Source organism: Aeromonas sp. FDAARGOS 1418, from assembly GCF_019048585.1.
GTDB lineage: Bacteria > Pseudomonadota > Gammaproteobacteria > Enterobacterales > Aeromonadaceae > Aeromonas > Aeromonas caviae.
Window position 1 is genome coordinate 3778652 of sequence record NZ_CP077387.1, and the last position, 16580, is coordinate 3795231.

Genomic DNA, 16580 nt, shown 5'->3' on the forward strand with positions numbered 1-16580 from the left:
AAGAAGCGCCAGGGTGACCCTGGCCGTCAAAAAAGCATCAAATTGCGTCATGTGATGCCTGTTCAGGGCGGTTTTGCACGCCGCAGCGCTGGCGTGAAACCGGCAGAGCGGTTAGTCTAGCGGCGTTGAACCAATCCCAAGAGGTACAGATGAAAACCGTGTTGCGTTTTAGCCTGCTGGGCGCCTTGTTATTGGGTGGCCATGCCTTCGCCGCCGAACCGAAAAAATTTGATATCAGCATGTTCCCCGCCGCCGAAGTGAACCAGGAACGTGTCGTGATCCGTCTGCCGGAAGTCGAGAACGAAGCCGACATGATGGTCGAGCTGCAAGTCGGCAAGAAGATGCTGGTCGACTGCAACCTGCCCCGCTTTGCGGGCAATCTGGAACAGCACAGCGTCAAGGGCTGGGGTTACAACTACCTGACCCTGGGCCAGGTCACCGGCCCCGTCAGCACCCTGATGGCCTGCCCGGACGGCCAGAAGAAGGAGAGTTTCGTCCAGATCTACGGTCAGGGCTTCTTCGTGAACTACAACTCCAAGCTGCCCTTCGTCATCTATGTGCCCCAGGAGTACGAGGTGCGCTATCGTCTGTGGCGTGCCGACAACCTGGCACAGCCCGCCATGATTGAGTGAGTGCCGCGCACTCGGGTTCAGCTCAGTCATGATGACAAAAAGGCGCCATACGGCGCCTTATTTTTAGCTTCCGAGCCCGTTTTTGAGCGGTTTTTCCTGTACAAAATCTGACATAACTCCACTATTTTTCAGGCTTTTTTGTGCAGCGCACCGCAAAATGCCCCCGCGGGATGCGACAAACCCTGTTCGATAAAAGATATTTATTAACATAGTAAGAAAATTGATTTTGCACTCTGCGACGGCCTGATGATACTTGCCCGCAAAGGTCAAACTAACCAGAACAAGAGCACTATGAGCTTCGAATCAGACAAGCGTTTCAACGACTTCAAACATTTTCCCCGTGGCCTGCGTCGCAGTGGCGAATTCACCGTGGCCGAAGCGGACAGTCTGGAGAAATATGGCACCGTGATGCTGGCGCTCTATCAGGGCAACCTGGCCCCGCGCGATGACGTAGAAAGTGCCTTTATCGAACAGGTCAAATCCGGCGCAGCCGGCAACAACCCCCACGCCAAGGTGTGGTTCAAATACCTGAAGGTGATTGGTCCCAAGCGCGTGCACCGTCTGTGCACCGTCGCTGGCGGCGCCAATGAAGATGCGGGTGGCAGCTTTGAAGGCGGCGGTGGCGGCAGCGACGAGTCCCTCGATTAATGGATACCGAGCTGCTTCGGACCTTCATCGAGGTCAGCAAGACCCGGCACTTTGGCCGGGCGGCTGAAAATCTCTACCTGACCCAGTCGGCGGTGAGCTTCCGGATCCGCCAGCTCGAGCAGCAACTCGGGGTCAGCCTGTTTGCCCGTCATCGCAACAACATCCGCCTGACTGCCTCCGGTGAGCGTCTGCTGCCCTACGCAGACGCCATTCTGCATACTTTGGGGCGCGCCAAGCAGGACGTGGCCCTCTCCCCCGGTTTCAGCCAGCAGCTTGCCATCGGCGCCCCCGCCGTCTTCTGGGAGCTCGACTTCAACGACTGGCTCAACCATGTCTATGCCCTGGCCCCCGGCCTCGCGGTGCGCCTCGAAACGGCCTCCCGCGAGCACCTCTGTCGCCAGTTGCTGGAGCGCTCCCTCGATCTGGCCCTGCTCTCCGAGCCGACCAAGATCGACGAGATTGCCCTGCACCCCATCGGCGAGCTGGTGTTCGAACTGGTGAGCCGGGAGCCGGCCGCAAACGCCGACAGCCTGATGCAGATGCCCCACATTCATCTCGACTGGGGCACCAGCTTCGAACCGCCATCGAGCCGATTGCAGAGCCTGCAGAAGACCCCAGTTCTGCATTCAAGCTCCGCCAGCATGGCCCTGCAATTCGTGCTGGCCAACGGCGGCGCCGCCTACCTGCCAAGGCGCATGGTGAGCCCCTTCCTGGAGCAGGGGCAGCTTCATCTGGTGGAAGGGGGCCAATCCCTGAGCCGCCCGCTCTACCTCGCCTATCTGGAGAAATCCGACCGCCGGGAGCTGATCGATCAGCTGCTCACCCTGCCGCTGGGCTGGCATGACGCCGACTTGCGTCAACCGCCTGCCGAATGAAACAGGGCGATTTCACGCCCAGACCTGTGTTTTCATCTACCCTGGTTATCGGTGCAGCACAAACAACATGAAAAAGGGGCCATCAGGCCCCTTTTATATGGATGTCTTTGTGCATCAGCCGTGATGACGACGATCGTTGGCCTGCGCCAGCAGGGTACGGCTCTCGCGCAGGAACTCCTCCGCCCGCTCGCCGAAGAAGCCGGAGACCTGGCTGAAGGCCTCGATGAAGCCCTCCCTGTCTCCCCGCTCCAGCAGGCCCAGCGCCTCGCCGAAGTTCTGGTAGTAGCGGCGGATCATCGCGAGGTTCTGGGGCGACGACAGTATGATGTCGGCGTAGAGATGGGGATCCTGGGCAAACAGCCGTCCCACCATGGCCAGCTCCAGCCGGTAGATAGGAGAGCTTAAGGCAAGCAGGCGGTCGATGTTGGCCTGCTCGCGGGAGAGATGCCAGCCGTAGGCGAAGGTGGCGAAGTGGCGCAGCGCCTGAATGAAGGTCATCGCCTCGTCGTGGGCCCTGGCCTCCACCTGCTGCAAACGCGCCCCCCAGATGGTCATCTGCTCCAGCAGCCACTGGCTGGCGGCGGGCTCGCGCCCCTGACAGCAGACGATCACCTGCTTGGCGAGGCTCGCCACGTCCGGCCCGAACATGGGGTGCAGCCCCAGCACCGGCCCCTGGTGTACCGCCAGCATATGGGCAAGCGGTTCACTCTTGACGCTGGTCACGTCCACCAGCAGGCAGTCCGCCGGCAGGTTGCCGAGCCGGTCGATCACCTGGCAGGTGACGTCGATGGGCACCGCCACCATCACCAGCCCGGCGCCGTACAGGATCTCGTCGGCGCGCGGCCAATCGGCCTGACCCAGGGTTTCGACCCGGTAGCCCGAGAGGCTGAACAGGTTGCCGAACAGACGCCCAAGCTGCCCCTGGCCACCGATGATCACCACCTTGCCGAGCTCAGGCTTCATGCACTTGAAGTGGTGCTCCTTGTCGCTGGCGGACTCCAGAATATAGGACTCGCGCATCACCCGGCGCAGCACATCCTCGATAAGGTCCCCCGGCACCCCCAGTGCCTCGGCCTCGGCGCGGCGGCGGGCCAGCATGCTCGCCTCCCGATCCGGTGCATAGATAGGCAGGCCGTACCGGCTCTTCACTTCCCCCACTTCCCCCACCAGGGCGAGACGGGCGGCCAGCAGATCAATCAGCTGCTTGTCCACCGCATCTATCTTGTCCCTGAGGGCATTCAACTCTTCCGCCATGTCCAGTCCCTGCTGGCGCCGCCCGCAGCGACGCCCTGTCATTCAAGAGGCAACAAGGTATCACTGCGTGGGCAGTGATACCTCGATGGTTCAATCAGTTACAACAAGATACCACGGCTTATGCCGATGTTCTGGCCAAAAGTGGTGCCGCCAGCTGGCTGTGGCAGCGGGCCAGCAGCGCATCCGTGGTCTCCCAGTCGATGCAGGCATCGGTGATGGAGACGCCGTAGCGCATCTCGCACTTGGGCTGCTCGCTGGACTGGTTGCCTTCGAACAGGTTGGATTCGAGCATCACCCCGATGATGGAGCGGTTGCCCTCCTGGATCTGGTGAATGACGTTGTCGGCCACCTTGGGCTGCAGCCGGTGATCCTTGCTGGAGTTGCCATGGCTGCAATCCACCACCAGACCGGGCAGCAGACCCGCCTTCTCCAGCGCCTCTTCCGCCAGCGACACATTGACGGAATCGTAATTCGGGTGCTTGCCGCCGCGCAGGATCACATGGCCATCCGGGTTGCCCTGGGTCTGCAGCAGCGCGACCTGACCCTGCTGGTTGATCCCCATGAAGGCGTGGGGGCTGGAAGCGGCCTGCAGCGCATTGATGGCGGTGCCGAGGTTGCCGTCGGTGCCGTTCTTGAAGCCAACCGGCATGGAGAGGCCGGAGGCCATCTCCCTGTGGGTCTGGGATTCGGTGGTGCGGGCACCGATGGCAGACCAGGAGAAGAGCTCCGCCAGGTATTGCGGGCTGATGGGGTCGAGCGCCTCGGTCGCCAGCGGCAACTCCAGCTCGGCCAGCCAGCAGAGCAGCTCGCGGGCGCGGTGCAAACCCAGCTCCACGTCAAAGGTGCCGTCCAGGTTCGGATCGTTGATAAAGCCCTTCCAACCGACCGTGGTGCGCGGCTTCTCAAAGTAGACCCGCATGACAATGTAGAGAGAGTCCTGATAGGCGTCATGCAGCGCTTTGAGTCTGGTTGCGTACTCTTTGGCAGCGTCCATGTCGTGGATGGAGCAGGGACCACAGATCACCAGCAAGCGGTGATCGCGACGGTGGATGATGTCGGCGATGGTATTGCGGGCCCCTTGCACGAATGCCAGCGCGCGATCGGAGATGGGCAGTTTCTCCTTGAGCTGGGCAGGCGTGATCATCACTTGTTCGGACTGGATATGGATGTTGTTCAGGGGATCTCTTTGCATCTTCTCATTCTCTCTACTGTTTCAAGCCAAGGGCACTGACCGTTCGTTTTTGTTTACACAAGTCAGCGCTTTGTTACGCAACCGCCCCCACCTTACCAAGGAAAAACAAACAATCAAGTGAAACTAGCGTATTTGCACGCTGAAAGATGGATAAATGACCAAGAATGCAGAGTGAAACAACTCAAAAGTAGCGACTCGCGAGGCCAAACCAGCTCCAAATCGTAAAGATTTAATTACACGCATCCATTTCAATATCATCTCTCTGCCCCCTCTCATGGCCCCTTATCCGGCCCCTCATCCCGGCGATAATGCCGGGCACAAAAAAGCGGGGCACCTGGCCCCGCTTGCATTCCCGTGTTGCTCTTCTTTTATTATTTACCGTGAGCCTTGATAGCCTCGACCGCCTTGTCGGGGAAGTCGCTGAATACCCCATCCACATCGGCCTGGTAGAGGAAGATGTTGAGCAGGTCGGTGAAGTCTTTCGCATAGGCCGGGATCTGCCCCTCATCCTGACGGAAGGTATAAGGATGCACCTTGAGACCGGCCGCGTGGGCCTCTTTCACCATGCCGGTGAAGACCGGCTTGCCGGGAGTGCCCGGCTCGGTCACCACCATGGGTTTCCAGGGACCTATCCCCTCGGCATAGGTGGCGATGGTCTTCATGGCCCCCGGCTTGAACATCCAGTCGTAGTCATAGGGGGTTGCCTTGCCCTTGGCATCGTAGACCATGGTCTCGTTCCAGTCGGTCTCGGCCATCAGCTGCACCAACTTCAAGTCCATACCCATGGCGGGCATCAGTTCGCTGTTGATGCGCTTGAGCTCGTTGGCATCGAAACACTGCAGATAGACCTTGTCGCTCTTGCTGGTGTAGCCGTACTCCTTCAGTACCTTGAGCACCGCCCTGGAGATGTCCTTGCCCTCGTGGCGGAACAGCCAGGGAGCCTTGATCTCCGGGTAGATGCCGATGTGCTTGCCGGTGCTCTTGTTGAGCCCCTGGATCATCTCGATCTCTTCCTGGAAGGTGTGGATCCTGAAGCTCGACTTCCACAGCGGGAAGCGCGCCGGATAGACCGGCACCTGCTTGCCGTCCACCAGCTGGAACGGCTCGGTCATGCGCAGGGAGCGCACCTCCTCCAGGGTGAAATCCACCACATAGTAGCGACCGTCCGGGCGGGCCCGGCCGGGGAAGCGCTCGGCCACGTCCGTGATGCCATCAAGGAAGTGATCGTGCATCACCACCAGCTGGTCATCCTTGGTCATCACCAGGTCCTGCTCCAGATAGTCGGCGCCCATGCCATAGGCCAGGGCCTTGGATTCCAGGGTGTGTTCCGGCAGGTAACCGGAGGCACCACGGTGGGCGATCACGATTTTGCCTTCGTCGGCCGCCAGTGCAGGCAGCGCCAGGGCAGCCCCGAGGCCAAGGGCTATCAGGGTACGGTGAGGTTGCTTCATCAAGAGATCTCGTTGTTATGGTGTGTAGGATGCAGGTAATTGTTATAGCAGGGGTTTATTGCAGTTTGACGGCGGACGGCAAAGGCCGCCCGCCGTGGGTCATCAGCTGGCCTTGGGCAGGGCGTGGTGGTGTTCGTGCAGCCAGGCACCGAGCTGCTGCTGTTCGGATTCCGACAGGCGCAGCCCCAGCTTGCTGCGGCGCCACAGGATGTCCTCCAGGGAGTGAGCCCATTCGCGCGCGATGAGATAGCGCACTTCGGATTCATACAGCCCGGCGCCAAAGTGCTGGCCGCGCTCCTCCTTCAGCCAGAGGCGGGCATGAGCGCCATAGGATTCGGCGATGCGCAGGGCGCTGCGATCGTCGAGCCAGTCGAATTCCAGCGCAAAGGCTCGCGCCAGTTCACGCACCGAGCAGTCGAACTCGCCACCGGGCAGCCGGCTGTTGGCGGTCCAGTCCTCTCCCATCTGGCTGAACCAGGGCTTGAGCTTGTTGCAGGCGGCCTGGGCCAGCTTGCGGTAGGTGGTGAGCTTGCCGCCAAACACCGACAAGAGCGGCGCGCCGTCGGATTCACCACTGAGCTCGAGCGTGTAGTCCCGGGTCACCGCCTGGGGTGAATCAGATTCGTCGTCACACAGGGGGCGCACCCCGGCATAGGTCCACACCACGTCTGCCGGGCTTATCTGCCTGGTGAAGTGGGCATTGACCACCTTGCACAGGTAGTTGATCTCGGCATCGCTGATCTTGGCCTCCCGCGGACTGCCCTTGTGCTCCACGTCCGTGGTGCCGATGAGGGAATAGTCCTGCTGGTAGGGGATGACGAAGACGATGCGGTTGTCCTCGTTTTGCAGGATGTAGGCCTCTTCGCGCTCATGGATGCGCGGCACTATCATGTGGCTCCCCTTGATGAGGCGAATGCCGCGGGGGGATTTCTCGCTCAGGCTCTCGTCATAGAAGGTCTTGACCCAGGGGCCCGCCGCATTGACCAGACCACGGCAGCTGACGGTGAACTGCTCGCCCCCTTCCCGCTCCAGCGTCAGGGTCCAGTGCTTGGATCCGCGCACCGCCTTGACGCAGCGGGTACGGGTCTGCACATCGGCGCCCTTGTCCCGCGCCAGCATGGCATTGAGCACCACCAGCCGGGCGTCGTCGACCCAGGCGTCCGAGTATTCAAAGCCCTTGTTGATGCCGCTCTTGAGACCGTCCTGCGGCAGGAAGCGCAGACCGCAACTCCCCTTGAGCTTGTCCCGCTTGGCCAGGTTGTCATAAAGGAAGAGACCGGCTCGGATCATCCAGGCCGGACGCAGGTGCGGGCGATGAGGCAGACGAAAACGCATGGGACGGGCGATGTGGGGAGCCATACCGAGCAGGACCTCCCGCTCCGCCAGCGCCTCTTTCACCAGCCGGAATTCGTAATGTTCGAGGTAGCGCAGGCCGCCGTGGATCAGCTTGCTGGAGTTGGACGAGGTGGCAGAGGCGAGATCGCTCGCCTCGAACAGCGCCACCTTCAGCCCCCGCCCCGCCGCATCTGCCGCGATGCCGACCCCGTTGATGCCGCCGCCGACGACGACCAGATCATAATGTTCGCTCATGTTCACCTACTTTCTTATTTTGTGTTTGCCATGACAGCAATGTTTGATTTCGCTCATATTAGAACATGAAAAACCAATAAACGAACATTTCGTGAGAGAAATGTGATCGCGATTGTTTTCACAATGCTAAAAATGCTGCCAGTCGGTGACGGCCTGGCAAGGCTAAGGTCTGCCGGAAACAGCCACTTCGGGCTGGGAGGAGAACAAAGAGTCACGGATGGGGAGGCCATGAGGCAAAGTGATGAGCGCCATGGCGTGAATCCCTCACAGGCGCCTAGCGTCGGTGCAAACCTGGCGCCCGAGTGCGGGGGCAACATCAGGGGGTCAAATGAAGGAGTGTCAGCGCCAGGAACTGGCCTCTTAGGCGCCGCAAGGGAGACGCCGCAGGCCGGGAGGGGCAGGAAAAAAAGCGGCCGCCCCGAGGCGGCCTGATGCCTGTGCGGGGAAGCTCAGCAGATATGGCAGGCGATCTGATGCTGGGACATCAGTCGCATCAGCTTCTCCGGCGGCTCCTGATCCGTGAACAGGGCGTGGATCTGGTTGAGGTTGCCGAGGTTGACCATGGCGTTGCGGCCAAACTTGGTGTGGTCGGCGGCCAGGAACACCTGGCGGGAGTGGGCGATGATGGCCTGGGCGATCTTCACCTCGTGATAGTCGAAATCGAGCAGGGAGCCGTCGCTGTCGATGCCCGAGATGCCGATGACGCCGTAGTCCATGCGAAACTGGCCGATGAAGTCGCGGGTCGCCTCCCCGACAATGCCGCCATCCCGGTTGCGAATTTCACCGCCGGCGATGATGACGGTGAAGTCATCCTTGGCGGTCAGGATGCTGGCGACGTTCAGGTTGTTGGTGACCACGCGCAGCTCCCGGTGGTCGAGCAGGGCACGGGCGATGGCCTCGGTGGTGGTGCCGATGTCGATAAAGAGCGACGAGCCGTCGGGGATGTTGGCGGCCACTTCCCGGGCGATGCGCTCCTTCTCCTTGAGCTGCATCACCTTGCGGGCGCTGTAGGCGGTGTTGACGGTGCTCGAATGCAATGAGGCCCCGCCGTGATGGCGCCGGATCTTGTTCTGTTCGGCGAGATCGTTGAGATCCCGGCGAATAGTCTGGGGGCTGACGTCAAAATGGGTCACCAGATCGTCGGTCGAGACGAAACCCTGCCGGGTCAGGACGTCCAGGATCTCCAGATGTCGTTGGGTTTGCTTCACGCTTGCACTCCGCAGATGAGACGAAAAAAGGCCCCGGCAGGTGCGGGGCCTTTGGCAGTGTACCTGATCCCTTTTCCAATCGATAAGGGCAGGATCACGTTTTATGCCTTATGGGCAGCCGCCTTGGCGGCAATCGACTCGTTCTCGTGCTTGAGGGTCATGGCCAGCAGGATGATGGAGAGCACGCAGGAGACGGTGAGCACCATGAAGCCGCCGTCCCAGCCGAAGTGGTCAACGGTATAGCCCAGCATGGCGTTGGCCGCGACCGCGCCACCCAGATAACCGAACAGGCCGGTGAAGCCCGCCGCGGTACCGGCCGCCTTCTTGGGCGCCAGCTCCAGGGCGTAGAGGCCGATCAGCATGACGGGGCCATAGATGAGGAAGCCGATGGCGACCAGGGCCATCATGTCGATGGTCGGGTTGCCCGCCGGGTTGAACCAGTAGACCAGCACGGAAAGGGTCACCAGCACCATGAACAGGATGCCTGCCGGGGCGCGGCGGCCCTTGAACATCTTGTCGGAGATCCAGCCGCACAGCAGGGTGCCCGGGATCCCCGCCCACTCATAGAGGAAGTAGGCCCAGGAGGAGTGATCCACGCTGAAGTCCTTGGCCTCTTTCAGATAGGTGGGCGCCCAGTCCAGCACGCCGTAACGGATGAGGTAGACGAAGGCGTTGGCGATGGCGATGTACCAGAGCAGCTTGTTGTGCAGCACGTACTTCATGAAGATCTCCTTGGCGGAGAACTCCTGCTCGTGGCTTTCGTTGTAATCCTTCGGGTAGTCGTTCTTGTACTCCTCGATGGGGGGCAGCCCGACCGATTGCGGGGTATCGCGCATCACGAAGAAGGCGATCACCGCGATGGCCGCCGCCGCCGCCGCAGGCACATAGAAGGCGCTGCGCCAGTCGTTGAACCAGCCCATGCCGAGGATGAACAGGGGGCCTATCATGCCGCCGCCCACGTTGTGGGCCACGTTCCAGACCGAGACGATCTCACCCCGCTCCTTCTGCGACCACCAGTGCACCATGGTACGGCCGCAGGGGGGCCAGCCCATGCCCTGTGCCCAGCCGTTCAGGAACAGGAGCACGAACATGATGCCAATACTGGAGGTAGCCCAGTGCATGGTCCCCATCATGAACATGATGCCTGCCGAGAGCAGCAGACCGGCGGAGAGGAAGTAGCGCGCGTTGGATCTGTCCGACACGTTCCCCATCAGGAATTTGGAGAGACCGTAGGCGATGGAGACCCCGGAGAGGGCCAGACCAAGATCCCCGCGGGAGAAGCCCTGCTCGATGAGGTAGGGCATCGCCAGACTGAAGTTTTTCCGTACCAGGTAGTAACCCGCATACCCGAAGAAGATCCCGAAGAACACCTGCCAACGCATGCGTTTATAGAAGGGATCCACCTTGTCGGCCGGCAGCCGGTCGATATGGGGTGCAGGCCTGAAGAGACTAAGCATGTTCTGCTTCCTTTTATTGTTGTTCTGGGCGGTTGAGGACGCCCCGCTCATGCCGGCGATCAGACGCGTCTTGATTCGCAAGCGAGCCTATTGTGCTCATTTGTGAACATTTAATCTGTGATGAGCGCTAAATTATTGCAGTTTTATTACAAAAATTGTGACGCTGTGAGTGAACGCGCATCCAGGGTCAGCCCACGCATGGCGTGGCTTTTGGCTACTCACTAAGGAGTAATATGGCCGACAACTGTTGCTTTTCGTCACATTTTCTTAGCAATGAATGGGATCTTGCCCACATTTCCGGTGGCGGGGGTATGGTGAATTGACGCAGAAGGTTTATTTTCTCTCTCGTCCAAGAACGAGCGCAAACGAGCATAACGTTTGCGCAAGCTCAAAAAACAAGAAGAAACGTTTTCGGGCGCAATGAATGGGAATGAAAGATAACAAAACGGAACATCAAACCTACTGTGGGTGGATATAAGGAATAACAACTATGAGCATACAAAGACCCAATACCCTGCTTGGCGAGTGCCTCGCCGAGTTTATCGGCACCGGCCTGCTGATCTTCTTCGGCGTCGGCTGCGTGGCCGCCCTGGTGCTGGCTGGCGCCAACTTCGGGCAATGGGAAATCTCCATTACCTGGGGCCTGGGTGTCGCCATCGCCATCTATGTCACCGGTGGCATCTCCGGTGCCCACCTCAACCCTGCCGTGACCCTGGCACTGATGACCTTCTGCGGCTTTGACAAGCGCAAGGTGGTGCCCTTCATCATCGCCCAGATAGCCGGGGCATTCGCCTCCGCCGCCCTGGTCTACGCCCTCTACAGCAACCTGTTCACCCAGTGGGAGCTGACCCACAACGTGGTGCGCGGCAGCGTCGAGAGCCTCGGCACCGCAGGCATCTTCTCCACCTACCCCAATGCCCTGCTCTCCAACATGCAGGCTTTCGCGGTCGAGATGGTGATCACCGCCGTCCTGATGCTGGGCATCATGGCACTGGGTGACAACAACAACGGCGCCCCCAAAGGCTTCGCCGCCGCCCTGCTCATCGGCATCCTGATCGCGGTGATCGGCGCCTCCCTCGGCCCCTTGACCGGCTTTGCCATGAACCCGGCCCGTGATTTCGGCCCCAAACTGTTCGCCTTCGTGGCTGGCTGGGGTGACGTGGCCCTGACCGGTGGTCGTGACAACCCCTACTTCTGGGTCCCCATCCTTGGCCCCATCGTCGGCGCCCAGATCGGTACCGCCCTGTATGTGAAAGTGCTGGCTCCCTGCGTCCCGGGCAACCGCGTCGCCACCGAAGAAGCCTCCAAGCTGTCTAACAAAGAAGAGGCCGCCGCCTGAGAGCGGCCCTCCCCAACGTGTAACAACGTGGAAAATAAAAACGTGGAGAACATCATGTCTGCTGAAAAGAAATTTGTCGTTGCGCTGGACCAGGGCACCACCTCCTCCCGTGCCATTGTCTTCGATCAGGACGCCAACATCGTCGCGACCTCCCAGCGCGAATTCACCCAGCACTACCCGAAAGCGGGCTGGGTCGAGCACGACCCCATGGAGATCTGGGCGACCCAGTCCTCCGTCTTCACCGAAGTGCTGGCCAAGAGCGGCCTGCACAGCGAGCAGATCGCCGCCATCGGCATCACCAACCAGCGTGAAACCACCGTCGTCTGGGAAAAGGCCACCGGCAAGCCCATCTACAACGCCATCGTCTGGCAGTGTCGCCGTACCGCCGCCATCTGTGAAGAACTGAAAGCGCGCGGCCTGGAAGAGTACGTTCGTGAAAACACCGGTCTGGTGCTGGACGCCTACTTCTCCGGCACCAAGGTGAAGTGGATCCTGGACAACGTGGAAGGGGCCCGGGAGAAGGCGATGAACGGCGAGCTCTTGTTCGGCACCATCGACACCTGGCTGGTGTGGAAGATGACCAACGGCGAGGTGCACGTCACCGACCCGACCAACGCCTCGCGCACCATGCTCTACAACATCCGCGACCTGAAGTGGGATGAGCGCATGCTGGACGAGCTGGGCATCCCCGCCTCCATGCTGCCGCAAGTCAAACCCTCCTCCGAGGTCTATGGCTACACCACCCGTGGCGGCGGCGCCCGCATCCCCATCGCCGGTATCGCCGGTGACCAGCAGTCCGCCCTGTTCGGCCAGCTCTGCTTCGAAAAAGGGATGGCCAAGAACACCTACGGTACCGGCTGCTTCATGCTGATGAACACCGGCACCGAGCCGGTTCGCTCCAGCAACGGCCTGCTGACCACGGTCGCCATCGGCCCGAAAGGGGAAGTGAATTATGCCCTCGAGGGTGCGGTATTTATGGGTGGCGCCACCATCCAGTGGCTGCGCGATGAGCTCAAGATCATCCACGATGCCCGCGATACCGACTACTTCGCGAGCAAGGTAGGCGACACCAACGGTGTCTACCTGGTGCCGGCCTTCGTGGGCCTGGGCGCCCCCTACTGGGATCCGTATGCTCGCGGCACCATGGTCGGCCTGACCCGTGGCGCCAACCGCAACCACATCATCCGTGCGGCGCTCGAATCCATCGCCTACCAGAGCCGCGACGTGCTGGATGCCATGCAGCAGGACTCCGGCATCAAGCTGGCAGCCCTGAAGGTGGATGGCGGCGCCGTGGCCAACGACTTCCTGATGCAGTTCCAGGCCGACATGATGCACACCCCTGTGGTGCGTCCGACCCGCATCGAGACCACCGCCATGGGCGCCGCCTTCCTGGCCGGCCTCGCCGTGGGCTTCTGGAAGAGCTCCGACGAGCTGGAAGACAAGTTCAGCGTGGACCGCGAGTTCATTCCGCAGATGGACCGCGACGATCGCGCCAAGCGCTACAGCGGCTGGAAGAAGGCGGTGGAACGCTCACGCCGCTGGGCCGAAGAGGAGTGATGGGGTAACCAACGCGTCCTTGAGATGAAAAAAGCAAAGAGGCCGACAGCGATGTCGGCCTCTTTTTATTGGCGAGCACGACTGTTCTGACCGCCCCCGACCCCAGCCCTCCCCTTGCCAAGGGGTGGGAGAAAATGACCCCTCCCCCTCGTGGAGGGGGTTGGAACTGTCGACAAGCCCTCTACAACGCCTCAGCACCGAGCTGCTCTTTCAGGAAATCGAGCCAGACCCGCAGCCGGATGTCCCGCTGGGCATCGGAGTAGAAGACCGCATGGATGGGGCGCGAGGCGCCGCTGTTGCTGCGGGCCAGCACTTCCACCAGCGCCCCGCTCGCCCTGTCATCCCCCGTCATGAAGTCCGACAGGCAGACGATCCCCTGTCCCGCCAGCGCCAGCTGACGCAAGGTTTCCCCGCTGCTGGCCCGCAGGGTCGGGGTGATGGCGAATCGGTCCCCCTGCTCCTCGCTCAATAGGGGCCAATGATTGAGGTGATCGGGGTGCAAAAAACCGAGCAGCTCGTGGCCAGCCAGCAAGTCAGCTGGCTGGCGCGGGGTACCGCGTGCCTTCAGATAGTCGGGGGAGGCCAGCAGCCGCAGCCGCGAGCGGCCAAGGGGCAGGGCCCGCAGGGAGGAGTCCGTCAGCTCGCCGATGCGAATGGCCATGTCCACCCGCCGCTCCATCAGGTTGATGAAGCCCTCGGAGCTGTGCAGTTGCAGCTCGATGGCGGGGTAGCGGCGGCGAAACTCGCCGATGATGGGCACCAATCTATGCAGGATGAAGGGGGTGGCGGCGTCCACCCGCAATATGCCCTCCGGCTGCTCCCGGCGCATCAGCAGCAACCCTTCCGCCTCGCTCATCTCGGCCAGGATCTTCACCGCCCGCTGATAGAACCAGCTCCCCTCCTCGGTCAGGCTGACCCGGCGGGTGGTGCGGTTGAGGAGCACGGTGGCGAGCTTCTCTTCAAGACGCTTGATGCCGCGGCTCACCACGGAATTATCCATGCCGAGATTCTCCGCCGCCTGGCGAAAGCTGCCCGCCTCCACCACCGCCACAAACAGGGTCAATTCATCGGAATGGGTCTTCATTGTTGTCATCCTGGCAAGAGTAATGGGTCTTTATAGGTGCAATGGCCGGGAGTTGGCAAGACAGGCGTCGCTTCGTATCGTGACGCACCACCTGTTTTATCTGCGCCCTTGCCAGTACAATGCCGCCAACCGGCACCGTATGGCGCCACACTATGACAGGGACGACCCATGACATTCGACAACAGGCTGGCCGCCGCCCATCGAGAGCTGGCCGAGAAGGGCGTGCAAACGCTCAACTACAACCCGCCGATCATCTGGCTGCTGCGAAAGGCGGGGTTCACCATCAGGCCGCCCCACTACGAACGCTTTATGATCAACGTTCTTGCCCTGGGACTCCCCATCGGCGCTATCTGGGGGGTGTTGATGTGGTGCCTCGGCTGGCAGGATGAGGTGAGCCCGGGGTTTGCCCTGCGCCAGAGCCTGCTCTTTGGCATCGGGCTCGGTCTGCTGATGGGGACCTGGTTCTGGTTTCGGCGCAAGCAGCTCAAGCTGACCCCCTGGGACGCCTTGCCCCACTCCACGAGCCGCACGCAAAAGCGCTGGCAACCGAAATAACCACCGATGTCGACAAGGAGCGCCTTATGACCAGGGCCCATGAAAAACTGAACTATGTGGAGTTTGCGGCCAGGGATATTGCCGCCACCAAAGCCTTCTTTCAGGCCGCTTTCGGCTGGCTGTTCGCCGACTACGACCCCGATTATTGCGCCTTCGAGGGAGAAGGGCTGGATGGCGGCTTCTACCGCACCGAACTGTGCAGCCAGAGTGCTCAGGGCGGGGCGCTCCTGGTGTTCTACAGCGCCGATATCGAGGCGACCCAGAGCAAGGTGAGCCAGCATGGCGGCACCATAGTGCGCCCCCTGTTCGATTTTCCCGGTGGCCGCCGCTTTCACTTTGTCGAGCCCAGCGGCAATGAATTTGCGGTCTGGTCCGAACCGGCCAGCGCTTGATAATATTCCGCCCTCCCCTGGCCCACCTGCACCACGACCAGCCATGGGGAGGCCACATTGCTGCACTCACCTCAATAGTGTTTTGCGACTGCTGCCCTGTATCCCTCAGTCTGGGGCGGGCATACTGACTCCCGTCTTAACGAGGAGGTTCAGATGCCATCCCCCCTGATTGTGATTGCCCAGCTTGACGCCAAACCCGAATTCGCCGCCCAGTTTCGCGCCGCCCTCGAGCCGCTGATCGCCGCTACCCTGCAAGAGCCAGGGTGCCTTCGCTACCAGTTGCACCAGAGCCTGGAGAGCCCCCACAGCTGGATGCTGTACGAGGAGTGGGAGAGTGAAGCCGCCCTGCTCGCCCACCAGCAGCAGCCCCACTACATCGCCTTTGCCAGCCTCGCCTCCCCCTGGTTTGCCAACCGGGTCGTGAGCCGCTACCGGCGCGCCTGACTGCCTCCGCCCTCCCCGCCGGATCTGCACCGCAGGCCCGGCAAACAGACAAAGCATTGAGCGTAGAAACAATAACTTGAGGAATTTGATGATGAAGATGCCCAACCTGGGTCTTGGAACCTTCCGCCTGAAAGATCAGCCCCTTCGCGACTCCCTGCTCCAGGGGCTGGAACTTGGCTACCGCCATATCGATACCGCCCAGATCTATGACAACGAGGCCGAAGTCGGCCAGTTGATGAGCGAGAGTGGCGTGCCCCGCCAGGAGATCTACCTGACCACCAAGGTGTGGACCAGCGAGTTCGGCCCGGGCAAGCTGATCCCGAGCCTGGAGGTGAGCCTGGAAAAACTGGGCACCGACTATCTGGATCTGGCGCTCATTCACTGGCCCTCCCCCAAGGATGAGGTGCCGATGGCGGTCTATCTGGAGCAGCTGGCCGAGGCCAAAGCCCGGGGCCTGACCCGCGAGATCGGGGTCTCCAACTTCACCGTGGCCCAGCTTAAAGAAGCTATCGAGGTTCTGGGGCCGGGCGTCATCGCCCATCAGCAGGTAGAGATCCACCCGCTGCTGCAAAACCGCAAGGTGGTGGAATTCTGCCAGGCCCACGGTATCGCCATCACCGCCTACATGCCGCTCGCCTATGGCAAGGTGCTCGCCGAGCCGCTGCTGATGGAGATCGGCCAGCGCCACGGCGTCTCGGCGGCGCAGGTGTCGCTGGCCTGGCTGCTGGCCCAGGGCATGACGGTGATCCCGAGTTCCACCAAGCGGGAGAATCTGGCCGCCAACCTGGCCGCGCTGAAGGTACGGCTCAGCAGCGACGAGATGGCGCAGATTGCCACCCTGGATCGGGGTGAGCGCTGCGCCAACCCGGACTTTGCGCCGGATTGGGATTGATCCCCCTCAT

General features: G+C 61.3%; 16 protein-coding genes. 9 read left to right on the plus strand and 7 right to left on the minus strand.

From position 1 onward, the window contains the following. The first annotated feature begins 149 nt into the window (after window positions 1-149). The 3 genes from eco (at window position 150) to hdfR (ending at window position 2155) form a co-directional block, all read left to right on the plus strand. Window positions 150-632: a serine protease inhibitor ecotin gene (gene eco / locus I6L48_RS17570; protein WP_010674240.1), complete on the plus strand. Its 483-nt coding sequence runs from the start codon at window positions 150-152 to the stop codon at window positions 630-632. 291 nt (window positions 633-923) lie between these two features. After that, on the plus strand, window positions 924-1280 hold the full coding sequence (locus tag I6L48_RS17575; RefSeq protein ID WP_010674239.1) for a DUF413 domain-containing protein: 357 nt from the start codon (window positions 924-926) through the stop codon (window positions 1278-1280). Next, window positions 1280-2155, plus strand: a complete 876-nt coding sequence (gene hdfR, locus I6L48_RS17580) for an HTH-type transcriptional regulator HdfR (protein ID WP_039038620.1) — start codon at window positions 1280-1282, stop codon at window positions 2153-2155. The genes I6L48_RS17575 and hdfR overlap by 1 nt, the downstream gene beginning before the upstream one ends. Before the next feature lie 114 nt (window positions 2156-2269). Here the strand turns inward: hdfR and tyrA are convergent, their stop codons facing one another. The 6 genes from tyrA to glpT form a co-directional block, all read right to left on the minus strand. Then, window positions 2270-3409: a bifunctional chorismate mutase/prephenate dehydrogenase gene (gene tyrA / locus I6L48_RS17585; RefSeq protein ID WP_113070455.1), complete on the minus strand. Its 1140-nt coding sequence runs from the start codon at window positions 3407-3409 to the stop codon at window positions 2270-2272. Window positions 3410-3527: 118 nt separating this feature from the next. Further along, window positions 3528-4601: a 3-deoxy-7-phosphoheptulonate synthase gene (locus I6L48_RS17590; RefSeq protein WP_010674236.1), complete on the minus strand. Its 1074-nt coding sequence runs from the start codon at window positions 4599-4601 to the stop codon at window positions 3528-3530. A 371-nt stretch (window positions 4602-4972) separates the two neighbouring features. Then, window positions 4973-6052 (minus strand): glycerophosphodiester phosphodiesterase, encoded by a 1080-nt coding sequence (gene glpQ, locus I6L48_RS17595; RefSeq protein WP_042880437.1) that lies wholly within the window; start codon window positions 6050-6052, stop codon window positions 4973-4975. A 102-nt stretch (window positions 6053-6154) separates the two neighbouring features. Continuing rightward, the gene (gene glpD / locus I6L48_RS17600) at window positions 6155-7642 is read right to left on the minus strand and encodes a glycerol-3-phosphate dehydrogenase (RefSeq protein ID WP_113070456.1); all 1488 of its coding nucleotides are present in this window, start codon (window positions 7640-7642) and stop codon (window positions 6155-6157) included. A gap of 449 nt (window positions 7643-8091) precedes the next feature. Continuing rightward, on the minus strand, window positions 8092-8850 hold the full coding sequence (locus I6L48_RS17605; RefSeq protein WP_010674233.1) for a DeoR/GlpR family transcriptional regulator: 759 nt from the start codon (window positions 8848-8850) through the stop codon (window positions 8092-8094). Between the two features lie 101 nt (window positions 8851-8951). Beyond that, complete coding sequence (glpT, locus tag I6L48_RS17610; RefSeq protein WP_041212777.1) at window positions 8952-10307, minus strand: glycerol-3-phosphate transporter; 1356 nt, start codon at window positions 10305-10307, stop codon at window positions 8952-8954. A 490-nt stretch (window positions 10308-10797) separates the two neighbouring features. On the opposite strand from glpT, the gene I6L48_RS17615 reads away from it, so the two are divergent. Next, window positions 10798-11646 carry an MIP/aquaporin family protein gene (locus I6L48_RS17615; protein ID WP_042880435.1) on the plus strand — a complete coding sequence of 283 codons (849 nt, stop codon included), beginning with the start codon at window positions 10798-10800 and terminating at the stop codon, window positions 11644-11646. Between the two features lie 54 nt (window positions 11647-11700). Beyond that, window positions 11701-13203, plus strand: a complete 1503-nt coding sequence (gene glpK, locus I6L48_RS17620) for a glycerol kinase GlpK (protein ID WP_043155270.1) — start codon at window positions 11701-11703, stop codon at window positions 13201-13203. 181 nt (window positions 13204-13384) lie between these two features. Here the strand turns inward: glpK and I6L48_RS17625 are convergent, their stop codons facing one another. Continuing rightward, on the minus strand, window positions 13385-14287 hold the full coding sequence (locus tag I6L48_RS17625) for a LysR family transcriptional regulator (RefSeq protein WP_102948237.1): 903 nt from the start codon (window positions 14285-14287) through the stop codon (window positions 13385-13387). 168 nt (window positions 14288-14455) lie between these two features. Here I6L48_RS17625 and I6L48_RS17630 point away from each other — a divergent pair, with 168 nt between their 5' ends. The 4 genes from I6L48_RS17630 to dkgB all read left to right on the plus strand — a co-directional run bounded on the left by I6L48_RS17630 (window position 14456) and on the right by dkgB (window position 16570). Then, on the plus strand, window positions 14456-14842 hold the full coding sequence (locus I6L48_RS17630) for a DUF6404 family protein (protein ID WP_114522610.1): 387 nt from the start codon (window positions 14456-14458) through the stop codon (window positions 14840-14842). Between the two features lie 26 nt (window positions 14843-14868). Continuing rightward, entirely contained in the window at window positions 14869-15234 is a 366-nt protein-coding gene (locus I6L48_RS17635; RefSeq protein ID WP_114522609.1) for a VOC family protein, read from the plus strand. Window positions 15235-15387: 153 nt separating this feature from the next. Then, entirely contained in the window at window positions 15388-15678 is a 291-nt protein-coding gene (locus I6L48_RS17640) for a putative quinol monooxygenase (protein WP_041212774.1), read from the plus strand. Between the two features lie 88 nt (window positions 15679-15766). Beyond that, entirely contained in the window at window positions 15767-16570 is an 804-nt protein-coding gene (gene dkgB / locus I6L48_RS17645) for a 2,5-didehydrogluconate reductase DkgB (RefSeq protein WP_113070458.1), read from the plus strand. The last annotated feature ends 10 nt before the right edge of the window (window positions 16571-16580 follow it).